General features: G+C 70.0%; 20 protein-coding genes, 2 tRNA genes and 1 pseudogene. 15 read left to right on the top strand and 8 right to left on the bottom strand.

What is annotated here, in order from left to right; genetic code table 11:
• Positions 1-238 precede the first annotated feature (238 nt).
• From rsmG to rpmH, 6 genes are all read right to left on the bottom strand, one after another.
• Positions 239-952: a 16S rRNA (guanine(527)-N(7))-methyltransferase RsmG gene (rsmG, locus tag ACFXJ5_RS06060; RefSeq protein WP_384627472.1), complete on the bottom strand. Its 714-nt coding sequence runs from the start codon at positions 950-952 to the stop codon at positions 239-241.
• A gap of 117 nt (positions 953-1,069) precedes the next feature.
• The gene (locus ACFXJ5_RS06055; RefSeq protein ID WP_384627469.1) at positions 1,070-1,564 is read right to left on the bottom strand and encodes a protein jag; all 495 of its coding nucleotides are present in this window, start codon (positions 1,562-1,564) and stop codon (positions 1,070-1,072) included.
• Positions 1,565-1,576: 12 nt separating this feature from the next.
• On the bottom strand, positions 1,577-2,635 hold the full coding sequence (gene yidC, locus ACFXJ5_RS06050) for a membrane protein insertase YidC (RefSeq protein ID WP_384627466.1): 1,059 nt from the start codon (positions 2,633-2,635) through the stop codon (positions 1,577-1,579).
• A gap of 2 nt (positions 2,636-2,637) precedes the next feature.
• Positions 2,638-2,955 carry a membrane protein insertion efficiency factor YidD gene (yidD, locus tag ACFXJ5_RS06045; RefSeq protein WP_127354734.1) on the bottom strand — a complete coding sequence of 106 codons (318 nt, stop codon included), beginning with the start codon at positions 2,953-2,955 and terminating at the stop codon, positions 2,638-2,640.
• A complete protein-coding gene (gene rnpA, locus ACFXJ5_RS06040) occupies positions 2,952-3,326 on the bottom strand; it encodes a ribonuclease P protein component (RefSeq protein ID WP_384627463.1) in 375 nt (124 codons plus the stop codon). Before rnpA ends, yidD begins: the two co-directional genes overlap by 4 nt.
• 19 nt (positions 3,327-3,345) lie before the next feature.
• Positions 3,346-3,483, bottom strand: a complete 138-nt coding sequence (rpmH, locus tag ACFXJ5_RS06035) for a 50S ribosomal protein L34 (RefSeq protein WP_329315469.1) — start codon at positions 3,481-3,483, stop codon at positions 3,346-3,348.
• A 420-nt stretch (positions 3,484-3,903) separates the two neighbouring features.
• On the opposite strand from rpmH, the gene dnaA reads away from it, so the two are divergent.
• From dnaA to ACFXJ5_RS05970, 13 genes and pseudogenes are all read left to right on the top strand, one after another.
• On the top strand, positions 3,904-5,634 hold the full coding sequence (gene dnaA, locus ACFXJ5_RS06030) for a chromosomal replication initiator protein DnaA (RefSeq protein ID WP_384627459.1): 1,731 nt from the start codon (positions 3,904-3,906) through the stop codon (positions 5,632-5,634).
• An 825-nt stretch (positions 5,635-6,459) separates the two neighbouring features.
• A complete protein-coding gene (gene dnaN / locus ACFXJ5_RS06025) occupies positions 6,460-7,590 on the top strand; it encodes a DNA polymerase III subunit beta (protein ID WP_384627455.1) in 1,131 nt (376 codons plus the stop codon).
• Positions 7,591-7,666: 76 nt separating this feature from the next.
• Positions 7,667-8,554 (top strand): annotated as a pseudogene (gene gnd, locus ACFXJ5_RS06020) (phosphogluconate dehydrogenase (NAD(+)-dependent, decarboxylating)); the annotation flags it as partial.
• Between the two features lie 33 nt (positions 8,555-8,587).
• On the top strand, positions 8,588-9,733 hold the full coding sequence (gene recF, locus ACFXJ5_RS06015; RefSeq protein ID WP_384627452.1) for a DNA replication/repair protein RecF: 1,146 nt from the start codon (positions 8,588-8,590) through the stop codon (positions 9,731-9,733).
• Complete coding sequence (locus ACFXJ5_RS06010; protein ID WP_384627450.1) at positions 9,730-10,269, top strand: DUF721 domain-containing protein; 540 nt, start codon at positions 9,730-9,732, stop codon at positions 10,267-10,269. The genes recF and ACFXJ5_RS06010 overlap by 4 nt, the downstream gene beginning before the upstream one ends.
• A 223-nt stretch (positions 10,270-10,492) precedes the next feature.
• Positions 10,493-12,529 (top strand): DNA topoisomerase (ATP-hydrolyzing) subunit B, encoded by a 2,037-nt coding sequence (gene gyrB, locus ACFXJ5_RS06005; protein ID WP_384627447.1) that lies wholly within the window; start codon positions 10,493-10,495, stop codon positions 12,527-12,529.
• A 46-nt stretch (positions 12,530-12,575) separates the two neighbouring features.
• Positions 12,576-15,185, top strand: a complete 2,610-nt coding sequence (gene gyrA, locus ACFXJ5_RS06000) for a DNA gyrase subunit A (protein ID WP_384627444.1) — start codon at positions 12,576-12,578, stop codon at positions 15,183-15,185.
• Between the two features lie 3 nt (positions 15,186-15,188).
• The gene (locus ACFXJ5_RS05995) at positions 15,189-15,893 is read left to right on the top strand and encodes a DUF3566 domain-containing protein (protein WP_384627441.1); all 705 of its coding nucleotides are present in this window, start codon (positions 15,189-15,191) and stop codon (positions 15,891-15,893) included.
• A gap of 58 nt (positions 15,894-15,951) precedes the next feature.
• A tRNA-Ile gene (locus ACFXJ5_RS05990) sits at positions 15,952-16,025 on the top strand.
• A 214-nt stretch (positions 16,026-16,239) separates the two neighbouring features.
• Positions 16,240-17,025, top strand: coding sequence for a DUF5707 domain-containing protein (locus ACFXJ5_RS05985; protein WP_384627438.1), 786 nt, complete (start codon positions 16,240-16,242; stop codon positions 17,023-17,025).
• A 193-nt stretch (positions 17,026-17,218) separates the two neighbouring features.
• The gene (locus ACFXJ5_RS05980) at positions 17,219-17,359 is read left to right on the top strand and encodes a DLW-39 family protein (RefSeq protein WP_018559211.1); all 141 of its coding nucleotides are present in this window, start codon (positions 17,219-17,221) and stop codon (positions 17,357-17,359) included.
• A 142-nt stretch (positions 17,360-17,501) separates the two neighbouring features.
• Positions 17,502-19,373 (top strand): VWA domain-containing protein, encoded by a 1,872-nt coding sequence (locus tag ACFXJ5_RS05975; RefSeq protein WP_384627433.1) that lies wholly within the window; start codon positions 17,502-17,504, stop codon positions 19,371-19,373.
• Positions 19,373-20,629, top strand: a complete 1,257-nt coding sequence (locus ACFXJ5_RS05970; protein ID WP_384627430.1) for a hypothetical protein — start codon at positions 19,373-19,375, stop codon at positions 20,627-20,629. Before ACFXJ5_RS05975 ends, ACFXJ5_RS05970 begins: the two co-directional genes overlap by 1 nt.
• Here ACFXJ5_RS05970 and ACFXJ5_RS05965 read toward each other — a convergent pair.
• Positions 20,618-21,796 carry a serine/threonine-protein kinase gene (locus ACFXJ5_RS05965; RefSeq protein ID WP_384627427.1) on the bottom strand — a complete coding sequence of 393 codons (1,179 nt, stop codon included), beginning with the start codon at positions 21,794-21,796 and terminating at the stop codon, positions 20,618-20,620. The genes ACFXJ5_RS05970 and ACFXJ5_RS05965 overlap by 12 nt on opposite strands.
• 30 nt (positions 21,797-21,826) lie before the next feature.
• Complete coding sequence (locus ACFXJ5_RS05960) at positions 21,827-22,375, bottom strand: helix-turn-helix domain-containing protein (RefSeq protein ID WP_384627424.1); 549 nt, start codon at positions 22,373-22,375, stop codon at positions 21,827-21,829.
• Between the two features lie 111 nt (positions 22,376-22,486).
• Between ACFXJ5_RS05960 and ACFXJ5_RS05955 the strand changes: the two genes are divergently transcribed.
• Together ACFXJ5_RS05955 and ACFXJ5_RS05950 are read left to right on the top strand one after the other, a co-directional pair.
• Positions 22,487-22,559 (top strand) — tRNA-Ala (locus ACFXJ5_RS05955).
• Between the two features lie 117 nt (positions 22,560-22,676).
• Positions 22,677-25,865 (top strand): BTAD domain-containing putative transcriptional regulator, encoded by a 3,189-nt coding sequence (locus ACFXJ5_RS05950; RefSeq protein ID WP_384627421.1) that lies wholly within the window; start codon positions 22,677-22,679, stop codon positions 25,863-25,865.

The following is a 25,865-nucleotide window of genomic DNA, read 5'->3' as shown; positions in this document are numbered from 1 at the left end:
TGGGGGTTGTGAACCAGTGAGGCCCGATCTCCTGTGGATGAATCCACCGGTTGAGTCGACTCAGCGGCCTTGTAGGGACGTGATTCGGCCGCCGCACGGGCTCGGCTGAGGATTCCTGGAAGCAGGGAGCGACGTTTCACGTGAAACACGATGCGCAGCATCGCGCCCGGTTTCCTACGCGACACTCCGAATTATGTAGTTTTGACCGCTTGTATGGAGCCAAGCAGCCGCAGCCGGATCATCTATGGTGACGCCGGGCCCGAGCCGCCTTCGCCCGCCGGGTCGCCGCCCGCACACCACCGGGACTCTCCCCGGCCAGCACCCGCACCACCGTCGACAGCGGATCCACTATCCCCTCGCCGACCTGGACCACCGAGGTCTCCACCGCACCGAGCCGGCTCAGGGCGGCACGGGCCGCCTTCAGCTCCTCCTCCGCGGTATCCCCCTTGAGGACGGCCATCTCCCCGTGCGGACGCAGCAGCGGCAGTCCCCAGCCCGCCAGCCGGTCCAGCGGCGCCACCGCCCGGGCGGTGACCACATCCACCGCCGGGAGCTTGCCCACCATCTCCTCGGCCCGGCCGCGCACCACCGTCACATTGGTCAGGCCCAGCAGCCGTACCACCTCCTCCAGGAAGGTGGTACGCCGCAGCAGCGGCTCGAGCAGCGTGATCGAGAGGTCGGGACGGGTCAGCGCCAGCGGGATCCCCGGCAGCCCGGCACCCGAGCCCACGTCACACACCGAGACGCCCTGCGGAATCACCTCGGACAGCACCGCGCAGTTCAGCAGATGGCGCTCCCACAGCCGGGGAACCTCCCGTGGACCGATCAGTCCTCGCCGCACGCCGGCGTCGGCAAGCAGCTCCGCATAGCGCACCGCGTCCGCGTAGCGCTCCCCGAAGACCGTCCGGGCCGCCTCCGGCGCCGGGGGGAGCTCCGCTGCCTCCTCCGTCACGAGGACCGTCCTTCCGTCGTCTCACTACCAGGCTGACAAGATTCGGCCCCGCCTGCGAGGCAGACGGGGCCGATGGATCACATACCGGATGGCGTACCTGAGTACAGCCGGCCCGGATCAGACCGGGAGGACAACCACCCGGCGCTGGGGCTCCTCGCCCTCGGACTCGCTGCGCAGACCCGCTGCGGCGACCGCGTCGTGCACGACCTTGCGCTCGAACGGGGTCATCGGATCCAGCTTCACCGGCTCACCGGTGCCCTTGGCCTCCTCCGCCGCCTTCGCGCCCAGCTCCGCCAGCTCGGCCCGCTTGCGGGCCCGGAAGCCGGCGATGTCCAGCATCAGACGGCTGCGGTCACCGGTCTCCCGGTGCACCGCGAGCCGGGTCAGCTCCTGCAGCGCCTCGAGCACCTCGCCGTCCCGCCCGACCAGCTTGTTCAGGTCGCGGCCGGTGCCCTCGCCGATGATCGAGACAGAGGCCCGCTCGCCCTCGACATCCATGTCGATGTCACCGTCGAGGTCGGCGATGTCCAGCAGACCCTCGAGGTAGTCGGCCGCGATCTCGCCCTCCTGCTCCAGGCGGGTCAGCGCGTCGGTGGTGTTGCCGTCCGTCACGGATGGACTCCTCTACTTCTTCTTCGACAGGTTCGGCTTGGGCTGCGCCTTGGGCTTGGACTGGGCGTCCGCCGGTGGCGTGCCCGGCTTCTTGGCCGCACCACCACCCGCCTGCGCCTGCGTGCCACTGCCCGTCGTCTGGCGCTGGGACTTGGTCTGCCGCTTGGGCTGCGTACGCTTCACCGGCGCGGCGTCTGCCGGGGCGCCGCCCTCGCCGGTCTTGGCGGCGGCCTTCGCGTCGTCCTTCAGCTTGCCCGCCGCACGCAGTCGGTCCTGGCGCTGCTTGAACGCGAGGCTGCCCGGGGTCGGATTCCGGCGGATCACGAACATCTGCTGGCCCATGGTCCACACGTTGGTGGTCAGCCAGTAGATGAGGACACCGACCGGGAAGTTGATGCCGAAGACGGCGAACATGACCGGGAAGACGTACATCAGCATCTTCTGCTGCTGCATGAACGGCGTCTTGACCGTCATGTCGACGTTCTTCGTCATCAGCTGGCGCTGCGTGTAGAACTGCGAGCCCGACATCAGGATGATCATGATGACTGTGACAACACGCACATCGGTGACCGTGGCGCCCAGCTTCGCGAGGGTGCTGGCGCTGTCGGTGAACTTCGCCGCCAGCGGAGCACCGAAGATGTGCGCGTGCTGGGCACTGGCCACCATGTTCTGGTTGATGACGCCGACTTCTTTGCCCTTGGCGATGTAGCTGAGCACGTGGTACAGCGAGAAGAAGAACGGCGACTGCGCCAGAATCGGCAGGCACGAGGAGAGCGGGTTGGTGCCCGTCTCCTTGTACAGCTTCATCATCTCTTCGGACTGGCGCTGCTTGTCGTTCTTGTAGCGCTCCTGGATCGCCTTCATCTTCGGCTGGAGCGCCTGCATGTTCCGGGTCGACTTGATCTGCTTCACGAAGAGCGGGATCAGACAGATCCGGATCAGGATCACCAGCGAGATGATCGAAAGACCCCACGCCCAGCCGCTGTCCTTGTCGAAGACGAGGCTGTACAGCGAGTGGAACTGGACGATGATCCAGGAAACAGCGTCGTAGAGGGGGTTGAAGATCCCCACGGTCAGGCTCCTTGGGCGTTAGGGGTCTCGACGGGCTCGGGAGTGACGGACCCGCCTCCGCGGCCCCGCAAGTGGCGCCGCAGCCGATCGTGCCACGGCGGCCGTTTGCGCGGCGGAACATGGTCCACCCCGCCCAGCGACCAGGGGTTGCATCGCAGGATCCGCCATGCGGTCAGGGCAGTGCCCTTGACCGCACCGTGCCGGTCGATGGCCGTGAACCCATAGTGGGAGCACGAGGGGTAGTACTTGCAGACCGGACCGAGCAGCGGGCTGATCGTCCACTGATAGATCTTGATCAACGCCAGCAGCGGGTACTTCATCGCGCCACCCCCAGGAGCCGTTGCAACGCGGCGTCCAGGTCTCGGCCCAGCTCTTCGTGGTTGGCGTCGCCCGCGGCGGGCAGCGCTCGTACGACTACCAGGCTACCGGGGGGCAGCAGACTCAGACGCTCGCGGACCAGGTGCCGAAGCCGACGCTTGACCAGATTGCGCGTGACCGCGTTGCCCACGGCCTTGCTCACGACGAAACCCGCACGCGCCTGGGGAGCACTGCTCCCCGCCGCGTGCGGGTCCGTGTGGTCACTGTCCGTACGCAGATGGACGACCAGCAACGGGCGTCCGGCCCTGCGTCCCCGGCGTACCGCGGTCGCGAAGTCCTGGCGCCGCCTCAGCCGATTCTCGGTGGGCAGCACGACATGAGACCTGTCGCGATCAGGCGGACAGCTTGGCGCGGCCCTTGCCACGACGGGTCGCCAGGATCGCGCGGCCGGCGCGCGTACGCATACGCAGCCGGAAGCCGTGGGTCTTGGCGCGACGACGGTTGTTCGGCTGGAAGGTGCGCTTGCTCACTCGGGGGCTCCAGAGGAAATCGTGTGTTGGCGGGGCGTCGCCTGGCTGTCACCGTGCGCCCACGAGAAACTCGCGGAACATTCGGGTGCACCGCTTCACGGTCACCTGGAAAAAGCTCCGGGTGACCCTCGCCCATCGGTAGGCAGGCGGCAGCAGCCATCGACAACTCGACCTCGTTACGGTACGCGCGGCCGGGTCATCAGGTCAAACCGGCAACCACCCGCCCCTGGGGCGCGTCCATCCGGACGTGCTTTTGCACACCCTGTGGACAACGACTTGAACCACGTACGTCGCGCTGACTACCGTGGCCCAACCCGGTTACCCCCACCAACCCATCCCCGCATCCTTCCCGTCCGTCCCAAGAACCACACCTTCGTGGGATTCATCGGCACCGAACCAGCGACCGAGAGAGCGTGCACTGTGGCTGACGTAACTGCCGATCTTGCCTCAGTGTGGCCAAGAGTCCTGCAGAAGATCCTGGTCGAGAGCGAGGACCTGAAGCCGAAGGACGCGGACTGGCTCAAGCGCACCCAGCCCCTGGCGCTGGTCGCGGGCACCGCGGTGCTCTCCGCCCCCAACGAGTTCGCCAAGAGCGTCCTCGAAGGACGGCTGCTCCCGCTGATCACCGAGGTGCTCAGCCATGAGTTCGGCCACCCCGTCGGCATCGCCATCGCCGTCGCCTCCGGCGCCGAGGCCGAAGTCGCCCCCCAGGAACCCGCGCCGGAGCTCCCCGCCCAGTCCCAGGGCCCCGCGTACGGCGACGAGTACGGCGCCGAGCCTCCCCAGCCGTACGGCGGGCAGCACCGCCGCGAGTACGACGAGGCGTACGACCGCCCGACCGACGAGGGCCCCCGGATGCGCCGCGCCTACCCCGACGCCGGCCCCGGCGGCTGGCCGCCCCGCGAGCCCGGGCCCGACGCCTGGCAGCAGCAGCGCCCCGGCGGTCCCGGCGGCTACGGCGAGCGCGACCCGTATCTGTCCCCGCCGCAGCCCCGCTACGAGTCGCACCCCCCGCCCCAGCAGCACCAGCCGCAGCACCACCAGCCCCAGCACCAACCGCAGTCCCCGGTCCGGCACGCGCCGCCCGCCAAGGCCTCGACCGCGCAGGGTCCCGCCGAGCCGACCGCGCGACTGAACCCGAAGTACCTCTTCGACACCTTCGTCATCGGGGCGTCCAACCGCTTCGCGCACGCGGCCGCCGTCGCGGTGGCCGAGGCGCCGGCCAAGGCGTACAACCCGCTGTTCATCTACGGCGAGTCCGGCCTCGGCAAGACGCACCTGCTGCACGCCATCGGCCACTACGCGCGCAGCCTCTACCCCGGCACGCGGGTGCGGTACGTGAGCTCCGAGGAGTTCACCAACGAGTTCATCAACTCCATCCGCGACGGCAAGGGCGACACCTTCCGCAAGCGTTACCGCGAGATGGACATCCTGCTGGTCGACGACATCCAGTTCCTGGCGAGCAAGGAGTCGACGCAGGAGGAGTTCTTCCACACCTTCAACACCCTCCACAACGCCAACAAGCAGATCGTGCTCTCCTCCGACCGGCCGCCCAAGCAGCTGGTCACCCTGGAGGACCGGCTCCGCAACCGCTTCGAGTGGGGCCTGATCACCGACGTCCAGCCGCCCGAGCTGGAGACCCGGATCGCGATCCTGCGCAAGAAGGCCGTGCAGGAGCAGCTCAACGCCCCGCCCGAGGTTCTGGAGTTCATCGCCTCCCGGATCTCCCGCAACATCCGCGAGCTGGAGGGTGCCCTGATCCGGGTCACCGCCTTCGCCAGCCTCAACCGGCAGCCGGTGGACCTCCAGCTGACCGAGATCGTGCTGAAGGACCTGATCCCCGGCGGCGAGGACTCCCTGCCGGAGATCAGCGGGCCGGCGATCATGGCGGAGACGGCCTCGTACTTCGGCCTGGACGTCGAGGACCTCTCGGGGTCGTCCCGCAGCCGGGTCCTGGTCACCGCCCGGCAGATCGCGATGTACCTGTGCCGTGAGCTCACGGACCTGTCGCTGCCGAAGATCGGCGCGCTGTTCGGCGGCCGCGACCATACGACGGTGATGCACGCCGACCGGAAGATCCGCTCGCTGATGGCCGAACGGCGCTCCATCTACAACCAGGTCACCGAGCTCACCAACCGCATCAAGAGCTGACACGAGGCCGCATCGGCAGCCGTACGAACACCGCAGCGCCCCGGGAGCCAACTCCCGGGGCGCTGCTCGTTGTTCGAATCCTCGGCCGGCCCGCGCCGACAGGAACGTCTCTCCACAATTCCGGGCCGCCGAGCCCGTCCACAGCCTGGGGATGCCCGCGTTGTCCCGATCCTGTCCACAGCGGGGAGTCCGGCATACTCATGACTCCAGGTGGGAGGGCTGGGGATTTGTGGGCAACCTCCGTCCCCAGGCTGTGGACAGATCCACCGCCCACAGCGGCCGATCGGAGTTGTCCACCGGCCGCCCACAGCCCAGGGCCGGTTGTCCCCAGCTTCTCCACAGCCCTGTCCACTGTTCGGCAACGAAACGCGCCCTCTCCCCGGTACGAGTGAAAGCCGTCACACCAAGGGGGTGGATTGGCCTGGGGAGAACCTGGGTATTCCTGGGGACAGTGCTGGGGAGAACCGGGCATGTCCTGTGCATCCCGTGTGCACAACTTTCGGCCGTCCACAGAACAGGCCGGTTGTCCACGGGCCCCACCCACAGGCGCGGTGGATAAAAAACCGGGCCTGACCAGGGCTGGAACCACTTATCCACGGTATCCACAACCCCTATTACTACGACTACCCATAGATCCCGGGAAACCTGCTTCGAAGTGGGTCCTGTGCACAACCGAGCCGCGGGCCGTCGGGCCACGACGGACTTCGCTTGACCCAACCCGCACCGGTTGTCCGTGGCGGCTGTCAGACTGTTCTCCGGCAAGAGGGCCACGAGGGCCAAGCACAGTCGGCCACAGACAGCCAGCAACAGCAGGAGGCGGTTCCGGTGAAGATCCGGGTGGAGCGCGATGTACTCGCGGAGGCAGTGGCCTGGGCGGCCCGCAGTCTGCCGGCCCGTCCCCCGGTGCCGGTTCTCGCGGGGCTCCTGCTGAAGGCCGAGGACGGCAAGCTCAGCCTGTCCGGCTTCGACTACGAGGTCTCGGCCCGGGTCTCCGTGGAGGCCGACGTCGAGGAGGACGGCACCGTCCTGGTCTCCGGCCGCCTGCTCGCCGACATCTCCCGCGCACTTCCCAACAGGCCTGTGGAGATCTCCACCGACGGCGTCCGTGTCGTCGTGGTCTGCGGCAGCTCGCGATTCACACTCCACACCATGCCTGTGGACGAGTACCCGGCACTGCCCGCGATGCCCGTCGCCACCGGCACCGTCCCCGGCGAGGTCTTCGCCGCGGCGGCCGCCCAGGTGGCCATCGCCGCCGGACGTGACGACACCCTGCCGGTGCTCACCGGCGTACGGATCGAGATCGAGGGCGACACCGTCACCCTGGCCTCGACCGACCGCTACCGCTTCGCGGTCCGGGAGTTCCTGTGGAAGCCGGAGCAGCCCGACATCTCCGCCGTCGCCCTGGTGCCCGCCAAGACGCTGCTGGACACCGCCAAGGCGCTCACCAACGGCGACACCGTGTCGATCGCCCTGGCCGGCTCCGGTGCCGGTGAGGGCCTGATCGGCTTCGAGGGTGCGGGCCGCCGCACCACCACCCGTCTCCTCGAGGGCGACCTGCCGAAGTACCGCACGCTCTTCCCGACCGAGTTCGCCTCGGTCGCGGTGATCGAGACGCCGCCCTTCGTGGAGGCCGTCAAGCGCGTCGCGCTGGTCGCCGAGCGCAACACCCCGGTCCGGCTGAGCTTCGAGCAGGGTGTGCTCACCCTGGAAGCCGGTTCGAGCGACGATGCACAGGCTGTGGAGCGGGTCGACGCCAAGCTGGAGGGCGACGACATCTCGATCGCCTTCAACCCCCAGTTCCTGCTGGACGGGCTCAGCGCGATCGACTCCCCGGTGGCCCAGCTGTCGTTCACGACCTCGACCAAGCCCGCGCTCCTGAGCGGCCGTCCGGCGATCGACGCCGAGGCCGACGGGGCGTACAAGTACCTGATCATGCCGGTCCGGCTTTCGGGCTGAGTCTGTCCGCTGAGCCTGCTGCACCGGGGGTACACGCCCGACGTAGGCTCAACGTAGGTCAGGCAAGGCTTCGAACGAAGGATCAACGATGGAGCTCGGTCTCATCGGTCTCGGCAAGATGGGCGGCAACATGCGCCTGCGCATCCGCCAGGCCGGCCACACCGTCATCGGCTACGACCGCAACCCGGATCTCGCCGATGTCCACAGCCTCCGGGAGCTTGTGGACAAACTCGCCGCGCCGCGGGTCGTGTGGGTGATGGTCCCAGCCGGTGCCGCCACCCAGTCGACGGTCGACGAGCTCGCCGAGCTGCTCTCCCCCGGCGATGTCGTCGTCGACGGCGGCAACTCGCGCTGGACCGACGACGAGAAGCACGCCAAGGAGCTGGCCGCCAAGGGCATCGGCTTCGTCGACTGCGGTGTCTCCGGCGGCGTCTGGGGCCTGGAGAACGGCTACGCGCTGATGTACGGCGGCGAGCCCGACGACGTGGCGAAGGTCCGGCCGGTCCTCAACGCCCTGAAGCCCGCGGGCCCGTACGGCTCGGTCCACGCGGGCAAGGTCGGCGCCGGGCACTTCGCGAAGATGGTCCACAACGGCATCGAGTACGCGATGATGCAGGCGTACGCCGAGGGCTGGGAGCTGCTGGAAGCGGTGGACTCGGTCACCGACGTCCGCGAGATCTTCCGGTCCTGGCGCGAGGGCACGGTCATCCGTTCCTGGCTGCTGGACCTGGCGGTCAACGCGCTGGACGAGGACGAGCACCTCGCCGGGCTCAAGGGCTACGCGGAGGACTCCGGCGAGGGCCGCTGGACGGTGGAGGCCGCGATCGACAACGCGGTGCCGCTGCCGGCCATCACCGCCTCGCTGTTCGCCCGGTTCGCCTCCCGCCAGGAGGACTCGCCGCAGATCAAGATGGTCGCCGCCCTGCGCAACCAGTTCGGCGGCCACGCGGTCGAGAGCAAGTAACAGCACGCAAGGGAAGGAGGCCGGCGCACAGCCATGCATGTCGCGCATCTGTCGCTCGCCGACTTCCGCTCCTACGCCCGGGTCGAGGTACCGCTCGATCCGGGCGTGACGGCCTTCGTGGGGCCGAACGGCCAGGGCAAGACGAATCTGGTCGAGGCGGTCGGCTATCTGGCGACCCTCGGCAGCCACCGGGTCGCCAGTGACGCCCCGTTGGTACGGATGGGCGCGGACCGGGCGATCGTGCGGGCGGCGGTCGTCCAGGGCGACCGGCAGCAGCTGGTCGAGCTGGAGATCAACCCGGGAAAGTCGAACCGCGCCCGCATCAACCGCTCGTCGCAGGTGCGGCCGCGCGACGTCCTCGGCATAGTCCGCAGCGTCCTGTTCGCCCCCGAGGACCTGGCCCTGGTCAAGGGCGATCCCGGTGAGCGCCGCCGCTTCCTGGACGAGCTGCTCACCGCCCGCGCCCCGCGGCTCGCGGGCGTCCGCAGCGACTACGAGCGGGTCCTCAAGCAGCGCAACACCCTGCTGAAGTCCGCCGCGATGGCCCGCCGCCACGGCGGCGGTACCGGGCGCGCCGGAGATTCAGCCCTCACCACCCTGGACGTGTGGGACCAGCACCTGGCCCGGGTCGGCGCCGAGCTGCTGGCCTACCGGCTGGATCTCGTCCACGCCCTCCAGCCACTGGCCGACAAGGCGTACGAGCAGCTGGCCCCCGGCGGCGGCCCGCTCGCGCTGGAGTACCGAAGTTCGATCGGCGAACGGATCGCCGTGGCTTCCGGGCGCGAGGAACTCTTCGCGGCCCTCATGGAGGCCCTGGGCGAGTCCCGCAAGCAGGAGATCGAGCGCGGCGTGACCCTGGTCGGCCCGCACCGCGACGACCTGGTCCTCAAGCTGGGGCAGCTGCCCGCGAAGGGTTACGCGAGCCACGGCGAGTCCTGGTCGTACGCGCTGGCGCTGCGCCTGGCCTCGTACGACCTGCTGCGCGCCGACGGCAACGAGCCGGTGCTGGTCCTGGACGACGTCTTCGCGGAGCTGGACGAGAAGCGGCGCAAGCGGCTGGCGGAACTCGTGGCGCCCGGCGAGCAGGTGCTGGTGACGGCGGCGGTGGACGACGACGTACCGGACGTGCTGGTCGGCGCACGCTTCGTGGTGGAGGACGGGACGGTGGAGCGGGCGTGAGCGACGACGAGGTCCCGGTCCCGCCGCAGACCGCAGCCGAGCCGTCCGGGGTGGATCTGGCCCGGGTGGCGCTGCGTGCGGCCAAGGAGCAGGCGCGGGCGCGCGGGGCGGCGGCGCAGCAGAAGAAACAGGCCAGGCGTGGTGGCCTCCGCAGTGGTGCGCGGGCGGACGGCCGGGACCCGCTGCCGCTGGGCGCGGCGATCAACCGTCTGATCACCGAGCGGGGCTGGGAGGCCCCGGCGGCGGTGGGCGGGGTGATGGGGCGCTGGCCGCAGCTGGTCGGCGACGACATCGCGCTGCACTGCGAGCCGCAGAAGTACGACGAGGAAGCCTGCGTGCTCACCGTGCAGTGTGATTCCACGGCGTGGGCGACGCAGCTGCGGCTGCTCGCGCCGACCCTTGTGGCCAGGCTGAACGCCGATCTGGGCCATGGCACGGTCAAAGTGATCAAGGTGCTGGGCCCGGCCGGCCCGCCGCGCTCCTACGGCCGCCTGCGGGCGCCGGGCAGCCGTGGTCCAGGCGATACCTATGGGTAGCCAGGGGTTGACAGCCCGAAGCCCTGAGCGCCCGCGTGAGCGGTTTTTGAGCCGGGTCCACGTGTAGGGAGTCGGCTGGAGGCGCTTCAGGACGGCACATGGGAACTCAGGTACCGGCAAAGCCCCATCTATGTCGGCGCTACCGGTAGACTGGTAGCTACACCGCCCAATCGCGGAACAAGTCGAACGACGCAGCCGCCCCCGCCGCAGCGGGAGACGGCTCGTGCTGTGCCAGAAAGGGCGCTTCGTGGCCGATTCCGGCAACCCCAACGAGATCAATAAGTCCACAGCAGCCGGTTCAGGCGTGCCGTCCAACGGTTCGTCCTACGACGCCAGCCAGATCACGGTCCTCGAGGGCCTTGACGCGGTGCGTAAGCGTCCCGGTATGTACATCGGCTCGACGGGCGAGCGTGGTCTGCATCACCTCGTCCAAGAGGTGGTCGACAACTCGGTCGACGAGGCTCTGGCAGGGCATGCGGACACCATCGACGTGACGATCCTCGCCGACGGTGGCGTACGCGTCATCGACAACGGTCGTGGCATCCCGGTGGACATCGTCCCCTCGGAGGGGAAGCCGGCCGTCGAGGTCGTGCTGACGGTGCTGCACGCGGGCGGCAAGTTCGGCGGCGGCGGCTATGCCGTCTCCGGTGGTCTGCACGGCGTGGGTGTATCGGTCGTCAACGCTCTGTCGTCGAGGGTGTCGGTCGAGGTCCGGCGTGAGGGCTACCGCTGGAGCCAGGACTACAAGCTGGGCGTGCCGACGGCTCCGCTGACCAAGAACGAGCCGACGTCCGAGACGGGCACCACGGTGACCTTCTGGGCGGACCCGGACATCTTCGAGACCACCGAGTACTCCTTCGAGACGCTGTCGCGGCGCCTGCAGGAGATGGCGTTCCTCAACAAGGGGCTGGCCATCTCGCTGACCGACGAGCGCCCCGAGCACGTCCAGGAGGACGGCAGCGCGCTGTCGGTCCGGTACTTCTACGAGGGCGGCATCGTCGACTTCGTGAAGTACCTCAACTCCCGCAAGGGCGAGGTCATCCACCCCACGGTCATCGACATCGAGGCCGAGGACAAGGAGCGGCTGCTCTCGGTCGAGGTCGCCATGCAGTGGAACACTCAGTACAGCGAGAGTGTCTACAGCTTCGCGAACACCATCCACACCCATGAGGGCGGTACGCACGAGGAGGGCTTCCGTGCGGCGCTGACGGGTCTGGTGAACCGCTACGCGCGTGACAAGAAGCTGCTGCGCGAGAAGGACGAAAACCTCGCCGGCGAGGACATCCGCGAGGGTCTGACGGCGATCATCTCGGTCAAGCTGGGCGAGCCGCAGTTCGAGGGCCAGACCAAGACCAAGCTGGGCAACACCGAGGCGAAGACCTTCGTGCAGAAGGTCGTGCACGAGCACCTCACCGACTGGCTGGACCGCAATCCGAACGAGGCCGCGGACATCATCCGCAAGTCGATCCAGGCGGCCACCGCCCGGGTCGCGGCCCGCAAGGCGCGTGACCTGACCCGTCGCAAGGGCCTGCTGGAGACGGCGTCGCTGCCGGGCAAGCTCAGCGACTGCCAGTCCAACGACCCGTCCAAGTGCGAGATCTTCATCGTCGAGGGTGACTCGGCCGGCGGCTCGGCGAAGTCCGGCCGTAATCCGCAGTACCAGGCGATCCTCCCGATCCGCGGCAAGATCCTCAACGTCGAGAAGGCGCGGATCGACAAGATCCTGCAGAACACCGAGATCCAGGCGCTGATCTCGGCCTTCGGCACGGGTGTGCACGAGGACTTCGACATCACGAAGCTCCGTTATCACAAGATCATCCTCATGGCGGACGCCGACGTCGACGGCCAGCACATCAACACGCTGCTGCTGACGTTCCTGTTCCGCTTCATGCGCCCGCTGGTCGAGGCCGGGCACGTGTACCTGTCGCGTCCGCCCCTGTACAAGATCAAGTGGGGCCGGGACGACTTCGAGTACGCGTACTCCGACTCCGAGCGCGACGCCCTGATCGAGCTGGGACGCCAGCAGGGCAAGCGGGTCCGGGAGGACTCGATCCAGCGCTTCAAGGGTCTCGGTGAGATGAACGCCGAGGAGCTGCGGGTGACCACGATGGACGTCGACCACCGTGTGCTCGGCCAGGTCACCCTGGACGACGCGGCGCTCGCCGACGACCTCTTCTCGGTGCTGATGGGTGAGGACGTCGAGGCCCGGCGCTCCTTCATCCAGCGCAACGCCAAGGATGTCCGCTTCCTCGACATCTGAGTCGGCCCGTATCAGCAGCCGCAGCTCGAAAGGACTTTGACCAGCAATGGCCGACGACACCACGCCAGGCACCCCAGCAATTCCCGAAGGCGCCGCTGAGGCCGACACCGTGCTCCGCATCGAGCCGGTCGGCCTCGAGACGGAGATGCAGCGCAGCTATCTCGACTACGCGATGTCCGTCATCGTGTCGCGCGCGCTGCCCGATGTCCGCGACGGCCTCAAGCCGGTGCACCGCCGCGTCCTGTACGCGATGTACGACGGCGGCTACCGGCCCGAGAAGGGCTTCTACAAGTGCGCCCGCGTCGTCGGCGACGTCATGGGCACGTACCACCCGCACGGCGACTCCTCGATCTACGACGCCCTGGTGCGCCTCGCCCAGCCGTGGTCGATGCGGATGCCGCTGGTGGACTCCAACGGCAACTTCGGCTCTCCGGGCAACGACCCGGCGGCGGCCATGCGCTACACCGAGTGCAAGATGCTGCCGCTGTCCATGGAGATGGTCCGGGACATCGACGAGGACACCGTCGACCTCCAGGACAACTACGACGGCCGCAACCAGGAGCCGACGGTCCTGCCGGCGCGCTTCCCGAACCTGCTGGTCAACGGCTCGGCCGGGATCGCGGTCGGTATGGCGACCAACATCCCGCCGCACAACCTGCGCGAGGTCGCCGACGGCGCCCAGTGGTACCTGGCCAACCCCGAGGCGACCCCCGAGGAGCTGCTCGACGCGCTGCTCGAGCGGATCAAGGGCCCGGACTTCCCGTCCGGCGCCCTGGTGGTGGGCCGCAAGGGCATCGAGGAGGCGTACCGCACCGGGCGCGGCTCGATCACGATGCGCGCGGTGGTGGAGGTCGAGGAGATCCAGGGCCGGCAGTGCCTCGTGGTCACCGAGCTGCCGTACCAGACCAACCCCGACAACCTCGCGCAGAAGATCGCCGACCTGGTGAAGGACGGCCGGATCGGCGGCATCGCCGACGTACGCGACGAGACGTCCAGCCGGACCGGCCAGCGTCTGGTGGTCGTGCTCAAGCGCGACGCCGTCGCCAAGGTCGTGCTGAACAACCTCTACAAGCACACCGACCTGCAGTCCAACTTCGGCGCCAACATGCTGGCGCTGGTCGACGGCGTGCCGCGCACCCTGTCCATCGACCAGTTCATCCGCCACTGGGTGACCCACCAGGTCGAGGTCATCGTCCGGCGGACCCGCTTCCGGCTCCGCAAGGCCGAGGAGCGGGCGCACATCCTGCGCGGCCTGCTCAAGGCGCTGGACGCCATCGACGAGGTCATCGCGCTGATCCGGCGCAGCGACACCGTCGAGATCGCGCGCGAGGGCCTGATGGGCCTGCTGACGATCGACGAGATCCAGGCGAACGCGATCCTGGAGATGCAGCTGCGCCGACTGGCCGCCCTGGAGCGGCAGAAGATCGTCGCCGAGCACGACGACCTGCAGGCGAAGATCAACGAGTACAACGCGATCCTGGCCTCCCCGGAGAAGCAGCGCTCGATCATCAGCGAGGAGCTGACCGCGATCGTCGACAAGTTCGGCGACGACCGGCGCAGCAAGCTGGTGCCCTTCGACGGCGACATGTCCATGGAGGACCTGATCGCCGAGGAGGACATCGTCGTCACCATCACACGTGGCGGCTATGTGAAGCGTACGAAGACCGAGGACTACCGCTCGCAGAAGCGCGGCGGCAAGGGCGTGCGCGGCACGAAGCTGAAGCAGGACGACATCGTCGACCACTTCTTCGTCTCCACCACGCACCACTGGCTGCTGTTCTTCACCAACAAGGGCCGGGTCTACCGGGCCAAGGCGTACGAGCTACCGGACGCCGGCCGCGAGGCGCGCGGCCAGCACGTGGCGAACCTGCTGGCCTTCCAGCCGGACGAGCGGATCGCGCAGATCCTGGCGATCCGCGACTACGAGGCCGCGCCGTATCTGGTGCTCGCCACGAAGTCCGGCCTGGTGAAGAAGACCTCGCTCAAGGACTACGACTCCCCCCGCTCGGGCGGTGTCATCGCGATCAACCTGCGCGAGACGGACTCGGGCGCCGAGGACGAACTCATCGGCGCGGAGCTGGTGTCGGCCGACGACGATCTGCTGCTGGTGTCCCGGAAGGCGCAGTGCATCCGGTTCACAGCTACGGATGAGAGTCTGCGCCCCATGGGACGCGCGACATCCGGGGTGAAGGGCATGTCCTTCCGCGAAGGTGACGAACTTCTCTCGATGAATGTCGTGCGCCCGGGTACTTTCGTTTTCACCGCTACGGATGGCGGGTACGCAAAGCGCACCAATGTGGACGAGTACCGGGTCCAGGGGCGTGGCGGGCTCGGCATCAAGGCGGCGAAGATCGTCGAGGATCGCGGCTCGCTGGTCGGGGCACTGGTGGTGGAGGAGACCGATGAAATCCTCGCCATCACCCTCAGCGGCGGTGTGATCCGTACACGGGTCAATGAAGTGCGTGAAACCGGACGTGACACCATGGGCGTCCAACTGATCAACCTCGGTAAGCGGGATGCGGTTGTGGGCATCGCGCGCAACGCCGAGGCGGGGGCGGAGGCCGAGGAGGTCGTCGCCGCCGATGAGGTCGAAGAGGTCGAAGGTGCCGAGGGCGTCGCGGAAGCGCAGCCCGAGGCCGCCGAATCAGAGGAGTAAGCCGTGAGTGGAGCCACGGGCGACGCGGGCGGGACGGGCGCCGAGGGAGCGCAGCCACTACCGGCTGCCCTGCCCGAAGCGCCCGGCGGCGCCCCTGGCTCACCCACGGGCAACAGCCCGCAGCAGGGGGGAAACACCGTGACCGACACCCGTCCGCCGCATCACCACGCAGTGCGGCAGCAGCAGCCCTACGGCGCCGGGGTCCCGGCCCCGCCGCAGGAGCAGCCCGCGCACCCGGCACCGCCGGTACAGCCTCCGCAGGCCTACGCCCCGCCGTCCGGTCCCCCGGAGGCGGCGGGCGTGCGCCGGCCGCGCCCGGCGGCCCGTACGGTCCCGCGCACCCGCAAGGCACGGCTGCGGGTCGCCAAGGCCGACCCCTGGTCCGTGATGAAGGTCAGCTTCCTGCTCTCCATCGCGCTGGGCATCTGCACCATCGTGGCCGTCGCCGCCCTGTGGATGGTCCTGGACACCCTCGGGGTCTTCTCCACCGTCGGCGGCACCATCAGCCAGGCCACCGACTCCGGCACGGGCGGCGGCTTCGACCTGGAGGCCTTCCTCTCCCTGTCGCACGTGCTGACCTTCACCTCGATCATCGCGGTCATCGATGTGGTCCTGGCCACGGCACTGGCCACCCTGGGGTCGTTCATCTACAACCTGTCCGCGGGCATGGTGGGCGGCATCGAGCTGACGCTGGCGGAGGACGAGTAGGCCGCCGATACCGATTTTGGGACATGGGCCCGGGTGCGCTAATCTTTCAACGCAGCGCGGGGCTATAGCTCAGACGGTTAGAGCGCTTCCCTGATAAGGAAGAGGCCACAGGTTCAAGTCCTGTTAGCCCCACCGGCGAAACGACCACCTACTCACCGAGTAGGTGGTCGTTTGCATCTACGGGTGACATCAGCCTCCCGGATTGTCGCTGGTCACCGAGACTGTGGTGGTCCTGTCACGGACGTGAAACAGCCATGGCCTGAGCTTCACGGCGTGAATATGATGTGAAGGTCAACACGGCCTGCCGGGGGGAACTGGCAGGCCACTCTTTCCTTGTGGGGGACTCATGCGTGCTCGTGCCACTGTCGCCATTGTGTCCGGCGCCCTGGCTCTGTCCGCCTTTGCCGTTCCGGCCGCTCACGCGGACGACAGCAAGGGCGACACCGAGATCACCAAGGTTGTCGTCAACGGCGGCAAGCCGGTGGTGGTCGGTACCACCGTCAAGAAGGTCTTCACCGTCAGTGTCACCGCCACCGACAACTCCGGGATCGGGGACTTCAGCGTCTTCGTGTACCACGGCGCCTCTCTCGACGACGTGGACGGCATCGCGGGACCTGCCGAGGACAACGGGTCGTGCACGGCCTCCAGCGCCACCACCGCGACCTGCACGACGAAGATCACTCTCGACCCGCGCGAAAGTGCGGGAGACATCGTCGCCAACACCGCCGCCGGCACCTGGAAGGTCTGGGCGGCCGTGGACGCCAAGGACGGCGACGGCATCCAGAAGGACAACGCGGGCACTTTCAAGCTCCAGCGCCAGTCCCACCTGACCGTCAACGCCGCCCCGGAGCCGGTGAAGAAGGGCAGGACCATCACGGTCACCGGTGCTCTGACCCGTGCCAACTGGTCGCCCAACAAGTACGCGGGCTACACCAGCCAGCCGGTGAAGCTGCAGTTCCGTAAGAAGGGCAGTTCCACGTACACCACGGTCAAGACCGTGACGTCGGGTGCCAAGGGTGCGCTGAAGACCACCGTCAAGGCCTCCGTGGACGGCTTCTGGCGCTGGAGCTTCGCCGGCACCGCCACCACTTCGGCGCTCACCACCGCCGGTGACTTCGTCGACGTGCAGTAGAGGCCACGGGTTCAGGTCCGGTTAGCCTCACCGCGTGGAGGAAACGGCGCGTACGGACCAAGATTCGTACGGGCCGTTTCCTTATCGGGGCCGCATAGGTTGGGCGGGTAGCAGGTCACCGTTCGATATCGACCGGTGTGTATAGTCGGGCCCGTCGGAGGACCCCCAACGCCAAGAAGGACGAGGTCGCGCGGTGAAGAAGTTTCTCCTGGTCGCACTGGCCGCCATCGGCGGTCTCCTCGTGTACCGCCAGATCCAGGCGGACCGCGCCGAGCAGGACCTGTGGACGGAGGCTACCGACTCCGTTCCGGCAGGTTCCGGTGCGAGCGTCTGAGACGCCAGGTTTTTCGGGAAGCCCCGGCCGCATGGCGGCCGGGGCTTCGCTGTTGCCGGACCGTGACGGACGACGGCTTGAATTTGCTGCCGCAAATCAATAGCTTCGCAGCAGCAAATATGACGCGAGGGGGAAGCGGCACATGCGTGGACGATGGGCCCTGATCGGCGGGCTGCTGCTCGCGTTGGTCGGCGGGCCGGTGGTCGCGGGGGCGGTGGTTCCGGCCCAGGCGGCGGCCGCCTCCGAGGACAGCCTGATCATGGTGCTCGACTCCTCCGGCTCGATGGCCGGCCAGCGCATGGCGGCGGCCAAGAAGGCCGTCGACGAGGTGGTCGACACCCTGCCGGACGGCTATCCCACGGGCTTGCGCGTCTACGGCGCCGGCAAGACGCACGGCTGCGACGACACGTCGCTGGTGGAACCCGTACAGCCGCTGGACCGGGCCGCCGTGAAGAGGGCGGTGGCGGCGGTCGAGCCCAAGGGCGACACCCCCATCGGGCTCTCGCTGCGCAAAGCCGCCGGGGACCTGCCGGAGGGCGGCCGGGGGACGGTCCTGCTGGTCTCGGACGGGGAGGACAACTGCGGGGACCCGGGGCCCTGCGAGGTCGCGAAACAGCTCGCGGACTCCGCCGGCAACGCGGTCGGCCTGCGGATCGACACCGTCGGCTTCCAGGTGCGGGGCAAGGCCCGTACGCAGCTGGAGTGCATCGCGGGCGCCGGGCACGGCTCGTACTACGACGCCCCCGACGCGGCGGCACTGGCGCGGCAGTTGGAGCGGGCCTCGCGGCTCAGCGCGGACGCCTACAAGGCCGAGGGCGAGCAGGTCACCGGCGGCGCGAGCGCCGGGCGGGCGGCGGCGCTGCGGACCGGGCAGTACGTGGACACCATCGGGCCCGGCGAGACGCGCTGGTACGCGGCCGGGCTGGACGCCGTGTCCGCCGCGGACCTGGCGGTGACGGCGGTGCCGCCGACGGGGGCGAAGGTCGCGTACGGGGACGGGATCGAGCTGAGGCTGCAGACGGCGAGCGGCTACGCGTACACCTGTGACAGCGGTTACGCGCACTTCGGGCAGGAGGAAGGCGCGATGGTGCTCAGCACGGCGGTGAGCCGGGTGCCGAGCGCCAAGGGCGGCGGGAGCTGCGACAAGAAGGGCCGCTATCTGCTGTCCGTGCACCGGACGAGCGACGCGGGTTCGGACCGGGGCCGCTGGACGCTGGAGCTGCGGTACGCGAACGAGGCGCCGCTGGCGTCGGGAGCGACTCCGGCGCCGGCCGAGACGGTGTACGGGCTGAGTCCGGCGGCCGTCACGGGCGAGCCGAAGGACGTGGCGGGCGGCACCGGCTTCAACGACGCGACGACGGTCACCAAGGGCGTCTGGCGGGACAAGCTGCTGCCTGGTCAGACCCGCTTCTACAAGGTGCGGGTGGGCTGGGGGCAGCGGCTCGGCTACACGGCGGAGTTCGCCAACGAGCCGGTGCTGAAGGGGACTTCGTCGGCGGACTGGTCCTTCGTACGGACCGGGGCGTACGCGCCGCAGCGGCTGCCGGTGCGGGACGCGTCGGGCTCGTCGGAGCAGCGGACGTACTTCGGCAAGCCGTTGTCAGTGGGGCTGGGTACGGTTGCTGTGACGTGGACGAACCGCTGGGTCAGCGGCGGCGCGGCCCCGGCGGTGCACAGCGCGGGCGACTACTACATCGCGGTGTCGCTGGGGCCCGGGGCGGCGCGGCTCGCGGAGAACGCGGCGGTGGGGGTGGTGCTGCGGGTGAGCGTGACGGGGACGGAGCTGGCCGGGCCGCAGTACAAGGCGCCGGCCGCGAGCGGGAGTGGCACCGACAGGAGCGGCAGCTCTTCCGCGGTGGGCGATTCGGTGAAGACGGGGGACACGGCTGTGGGGGACGGGGGAGGATCCGTGACCGGGAGCGATCTGATCGCGGCAGGCACGGGCGGGATGGTGGCGCTCGCCGGCCTGGCGGTGACGGCGGCGGTGCGCCGCAGGACGAGGGGCGGGGCGTGATGCGCAGGGTGCTTGCGGTGGTGGCGGCCGTGCTGGTGGCCGTCGCCGGACCGGTGGGTTCCGCCTTCGCCGACTCCGGCATCCCGCTCTACAGGACCGCCGGCGCTCCGGTGAAGGGCACGGCCGGCAGCACCGACGCGCCGCTGATCAGGCCGGGGACGTACACCGACACCATCGGTGCGGGCGAGGAGAAGTTCTACGGCGTGGACCTGGACGACGTCTCCAGTGCCTTCGTCTCGGCGGTGGCCGCGCCCAAGCCGGGCACCCAGGTCGGGTACTCCGACGGCATCACGGTCTCCCTGCAGGACACCAACGGCAACTCCTGCAGCCTCGACGGCGACGCGTCCTTCGGCTCGGCCGAGGCCGCGCGGCCGATCGCGGACTACGCGACCCGCCGGATCATCAAGGACGGCCAGTGCCAGACGGCCGACCACTACCTCTTCGTGGTGAAACGCGACAGCGCCGCGACCTCCGATCCGGGTGCCTGGACGACGGAGCTCCGCTTCATGCTGGAGCCCGGCGTCAGGACAACGGCCACCACCGCACCCTCGCCGAGCAGTTGGAGCTCGGCCACGCCCGCCCCGCCGACGGGCGCGGGCCGGAGCGTCAGCGGCGGCACCGGCTTCAACGACGCGGCGACGCTGGCCACCGGGGTCTACAGGGACGAGATCGAGCCCGGCGAGACGCTCTTCTACCAGGTGCCGGTCGGCTGGGGGCAGCAGCTCTTCGCCACCACCGAGTTGGGCAACGCCAAGGTGACGGACAGCGGCGGCTTCGCCGGCAGCGGCGTGCAGACGGACCTCTACAACACCGCGCGCGGCGCCGTCGACGACGCCTCGGTTTCCTACAGCGGTGATCAGGCCTCCGTGGCGCTGGGCACGGCACCGGCCCGGTATGCCAACCGCTTCGACAGCACCAGCGCGGTGAGCGCCATGCGCTTCTCCGGCTGGTACTACCTGGAGATAACGCTCAGCCCGGCCGTCCGGGACTTCGTCGACGGCAAGGTCGGCGTCACGCTGCGGATCAATGTGAAGGGCGACGCGGAGGCCGGGCCGGCGTACGTCAGCGATCCCGGCAAGGCCGGTTTCGGGGTCGGCGCCGCTTCCTCGGACGCGTCGGGCGGAACGGGCGCGGCCGGCGGCTCCGCGCTGCGCTTCGCGGGCTTCGCGGCGCTGGGGGCGGGCACCGTGCTGGTGCTGTCGCTGGGGGCGTGGACGATCACGGCGCGGCGGCAGCCTGCCGGTTCAGCCGGCTGACAGCGCCCAGATCCCGAAGGCGAAACAGAGCGCGGCGATGGCCAGCACGGGCACGACCACTCTGGCCGGCGGCCCGGGCCGGCGTACGGGCGTCGCCAAGGATGGGGTGGCCACCGGCGGCGCCGTGTACGGGCGGGTGCCCGGCGGGGTGGCCGGGGCCTGGGTCGGGGGCGTCGGCGGGGTGACGGGGCGCTCGGTGACGGGGCGCTCGGGGACCGGCAGCGGCGGGGCGAGATGGAAGCTGCCGGTCGTCTCGGCGGAGGGCACCGGGTCCGCCACCGGGGTGGCCCGGGTCGGGCCTGCCGGGCCGAAGCCCTCGGGCAGCGGGCCGATCTGGTCGAAGACCTCGACCGGCTCCTCGTCGATCCCCGGTTCCGCCAGCAGCTCCTGGGCCGCCGCGAGCGCCTTGCGTGCGCCCGTCGCCGTACGGAACCGGGCCTCCGGGTCCGGCTGGAGCAGCGCGCCGATCACCTGCCACAGCGGATCGGGCACACCCACCGGTGCCCTCGGCGTGCCGTGTTCGTACATCGCGAAGATCGCCTGCTGGTCCGGCTTCTTCCCGCTGAGCAGATACAGCGCGACCAGCCCGGCCGCGTACAGGTCCGCCGGGAAGTCCGGCTCGGCGCCCAGCATCTGCTCGGGCGCGAAGTAACCAGGCGTGCCGACTACGTAGTTGGTCTCGGTGAGCCGGGGTTCGCCCTTGCGCATCGCGATCCCGAAGTCCGACAGGCGCAGGTGCGGCCGGCCGGTGCCGGTGGCCTCCAGGAGGATGTTCGCGGGCTTGATGTCGCGGTGCACCACGCCCTCGGCGTGCACGGCCGTCAGCCCGGACAGCAACTGGTCCAGGAGCAGGCACACATAGCGCGGCGGCAGCGGCCCGTAGTCGCCGATGACGTGCGACAGCGAGCCGCCGCGCACCAGCTCCATGGTGAACAGCACCTTGTCGTCGTCGGCCGCCCAGCTGGCCGGGGCCAGGACGTGCGGGTGGTCGATGCGCAGCGCCTGCTCGCGTACGAAGCGGAGCAGGGAGTGGGCGTCGCTCTGCAGCAGCACCTTCGCCGCGACATACCGCCCGCGCCGCCGGTCCCAGGCACGCCAGACCGCGCCCGCCCCGCCCCGCCCGATCGGGTCCACCAGCTCGTACCGGCCCGCGAAGACCTCACCCATGCCGTCGTCTCAGTCCCGTCGGTTCCGTCGTCAGTCCTGATGCGCCTCGAAGTGGCTCACCGCGTCATCGGTGCGCCCGGCGCCGTACACACGGAGGAACTCTGCCAGTTGGGGGTGGTCCGGGGCGAGGGAGTCGGCAGCTTGCGTGATCTCCTCGGCGGAGGCGACCGACCGCAGCAGCGACTGGATCTCCCGTACGACCCGTCGCGCGGGCGGCAGCCGCTCACCGGAGGAGGTGCTGTGCCCGGTGGCGAGCAGCGACGACCCCTCCGACTGCCGGATCTCCGCCATCCGCGCCGCCGCCTGCACGGACGTCAGGGACCCGTCCGCGACCTGCCCGGCCAGCTCCTGCAGCGCCTGCAGCCGCTGCGCCACCGCCGGGTTGCCGATCTTCGCCCGCTGCCCGCTCATCAGCTGCGACAGCATCGGCGCCGACAGCCCGAGCACCCCCGCCAGCCGTGACTGGTTGAGCCCCAGGTCGCCGATCAGCCGCCGGAACAGATCTCCCAACGGCTCCCCGTACCAGCCTCGCTGCAGCTCCTGCGCGCGCATGGTGGCGTCCTGCGGCGATGTGTCCATGCACGCTCCCGGGAGACTCTTCTTTGCGGCTGCGAATCTTGCAAACCATCCTACGGACCCCGATACTCGGTCGGTGATCGCCGCCGCACCCGGTACCCTGGTCTGCGGCACGGGGCCTTAGCTCAGTTGGTAGAGCGCTGTCTTTGCATGGCAGATGTCAGGGGTTCGACTCCCCTAGGCTCCACGAGTACGAGGGCGAGTCCTGTCCGCAAGCGCGAACAGGACTCGCCCTCGTCGTTTGCGCGGCCTGGCCGCTTCTATCCGACTGCGGGGGCGGTGAGGCGTGCGGAAGAATCACGGCGTGCGGTTCGGCATCCTGGGGGAGACGCAGGCGCGGCTGGCTGACGGCAGCGCGGCTGCCGTGGGCGGTCCGGGACGGCGTGCGCTGCTGGCCATGCTGCTGCTGGAGGCGGGACGGATCGTCACCGTCGGGCGGCTGATCGACGGGCTGTACGGGGAGGACCCGCCGGCCGGGGTGGCCAACGCGCTGCAGTCGCAGGTGTCGCGGCTGCGGTCGGCGCTGCGGGCGCCCATCGAGAACCATCCCGCCGGATACCGGCTGGCGATCCCCGCCGACGAGATCGACGTGCACCGCTTCGAGCGGCTCTCGCAGCAGGGCCGGGACGCGTTGGCGGCAGGCGAACCGGCGCGGGCGGCAGGGCTGTTGAGGGAAGCGCTGGGGCTGTGGCGTGGCTCGGCCCTGGCGGATGTGGGTTACGCGCCCTTCGCGGGGCCGCAGGTGACGCGGTTGGAGGAGCTGCGGATCGCTGCGGTGGAGGACCGTATCGCCGCCGAACTGGCGCTGGACGCGCACCGGCATCTGGAGCTGGTCGCCGAGCTGCGGGAGCTGATCGCGGAGTATCCGCTGCGGGAGCGGCTGCGGGCGCAGTTGATGCGGGCGCTGTACAGCTGCGGGCGGCAGTCCGAGGCGCTGCGGGTCTACGAGGAGGCGCGGCGGGAGCTCGCCGAATCGCTGGGCGCCGACCCGGGGGCGGAGCTGGCCGAGGCGCATCTGGCGGTGCTGCGAGGCGACCACACGGGTGTTTCACGTGAAACATCCGCCGTCCGGCACACCCACGCCCACACGCTGCCCGCCCAGCTCACCAGTTTCGTCGGCCGCGACGAGGAGCTGACCCGGATCGGCTCCCTCCTCGGTGAGGCCCGGCTCGTCACACTCATCGGCCCCGGCGGCGCGGGCAAGACCCGTACGGCCGTCGAGGCCGCCGACCGCCATCCCGGTGAGGCCTGCTTCGTCGACCTGTCCGCGCTGACCGACGGCGGGGACGTACCGCAGGCGGTCGCCGGGGTGTTGGGCCTGCGCGAGGCGGGGCTGCTTCCGCCGTCCGGCGGCGGCCGGGACGGCGGGGCGCCCGATCCTCTGGCCCGGCTCACGGCGGCGCTGGCGGATCGCGACCTGCTGCTGGTCCTGGACAACTGCGAGCATCTGGTGGCCGCCGCCGCCCGGTTCGCCGCTGCTCTGCTCACTGCCTGCGGAGCGGTCCGTATCCTCGCCACGAGCCGGGAGGCGCTCGGTATCACCGGCGAGACGCTGTGCCCGCTGGCGCCGCTGCCCGGCACCACCGCTGCCCAGCTCTTCGCCGAGCGAGGCGCCGCCGTACGGCCGGACTTCGACCCGGCGGGCGAGACGGAGGCGGTACGGGCCATCTGCACGGCCCTGGACGGGATGCCGCTCGCCATCGAACTGGCCGCCGCCCGGCTGCGCTCCCTGACCGCCGCCGAGATCGCCGAACGGCTCGGCAGGGACGACCGCTTCCGGCTGCTCTCCCGCGGCAGCCGTACCGCCCAGCCACGGCAGCGGACGCTGCGCGGAGTCGTCGACTGGAGCTGGGACCTGCTGACCGATGACGAGCGGGCGGTGCTGCGCCGGGCCTCGGTCTTCGCCGGCGGCTGGACGCTCGCGGCGGCGGAGGCGGTCTGCCCGGACGGGGACGAGGGCATCGAGGAATCCGACGTGCTCGATCTGATCGACTCCCTCGTCGACAAATCCCTCGTCGTGGCCTACCGCCCCGATGGGAGCGACTCGCTGCGTTACCGGCTCCTGGAGACCATCCGGGTGTACGGGGCCGAGCGGCTCGCCGAAGCCGGTGAGGAGGAGGCGCTGCGCGTCGCCCACGCCGAGTACTTCATAGGCCTGGCGCTGACCGCCGACCAGTACATGCGGCGGGCCGAGCAGGTGCACTGGCTGCGGGTGCTCGCCGCCGACCACGACAACCTGCACGCGGTGCTGCGCCGGGCCGTCGCGGCGGCCGACACGGCGCGAGCCCTGCGGATGATCGCCGCTCTGTCGTCGTACTGGCTGCTGCGCGGAGTGCGTTACGAGGGCGCGGCGCCCGCCCGGCAGGTGCTGGCCGCGATCGGACCCAAGGCCCCGGCGGGCCGGGACGAGGAGTACGCGCTGTGCGTGCTGGCGGCGGTGTCCGACCTGCCGGATCCGGACGAGTACGCCGAGCATGTCGCGGCGGCCGCGGCGATCCTCGAGCGGATCGGCAGGATTTCCCGCCAGTACCCCGTCCTCACGGTGATCTGGGCGCCCTTCGCCGGGGTCCCCGAGGACCCGGCGGCGGCGAACGAGCTGCTGGACGCCTTCCTGGCGGCCGAGGACCATCCGTGGCTCAGAGCACTGGCCCGGCTCGGCGCCGGCTTCCAGAGGTGGCTGGTGGAGGTCGACCCCGATGCCGCCGAGCGGGAGGTCGGCGAATCCCTCGCCTCCTTCCGGGAGCTCGGCGACCGCTGGGGGATCATCACCTCCCTGAGCGTGCTGTCCGACATCTCCGGCCATCGGGGCGACCTGGCGCGCGCCATCGACCTGACCGACGAGGCACTGACCCTCGCCACCGAGCTCGACGCCCTCCAGGACATGGCCGAACTGCTCAGCCAGCGCGCCGGGTTCGGCGTGAGGGCCGGGCAACACGATGCGGCGCGCGCGGACGGGCTGCGGGCCGCCGAGCTGGCCCGCAGGGCAGGGACACCCGAGTTCGCGGCCCGTGCCCACCTGGGCCTGGCGGAGTCCGCCCGGCTCCGGGGCGACCTCCCCGAGGCACGCAGTCTCTGCGAGCGGGCACTGACCGAGTGCCCGGCCGGCTACTTCTCCAGCAACAGCACCCGCGCCGCCGTACTCGGTGCTCTCATCCGGATCGCCGTCGCGGAGGGCGACGCAGCGCGGGCCCGTACGTACTACCCCGAGGCGGTCTCCCTCGACCACGCCCGCTATGTACCGCTCGCAGGAGCCGTCGCCGCCGAGACCTTCGGCGGGCTGGCCCTGCTGGAGGGCGACCCGCTGCGGGCCGCCGAACTGCTGGGCATGTGCCGTGCGCTGCGCGAGCGCGACCTCCTCTCCGACCCGGACGCCCTGCGTACGGCGGACGGGGCGCGCGCCGCGCTCGGCGAAGCCGCGTACGAGGCCGCCTTCGCGCGCGGGGCGGAGCTCGGCCGGGAGCAGGCGCTCCAGGCGCTGACCGACCCGCTGTAA

This window comes from Streptomyces sp. NPDC059373 (assembly GCF_042751495.1).
GTDB lineage: Bacteria > Actinomycetota > Actinomycetes > Streptomycetales > Streptomycetaceae > Actinacidiphila.
The sequence above is the reverse complement of the archived record's forward strand: the minus strand, read 5'-3'. Positions and strand labels throughout refer to the sequence as shown.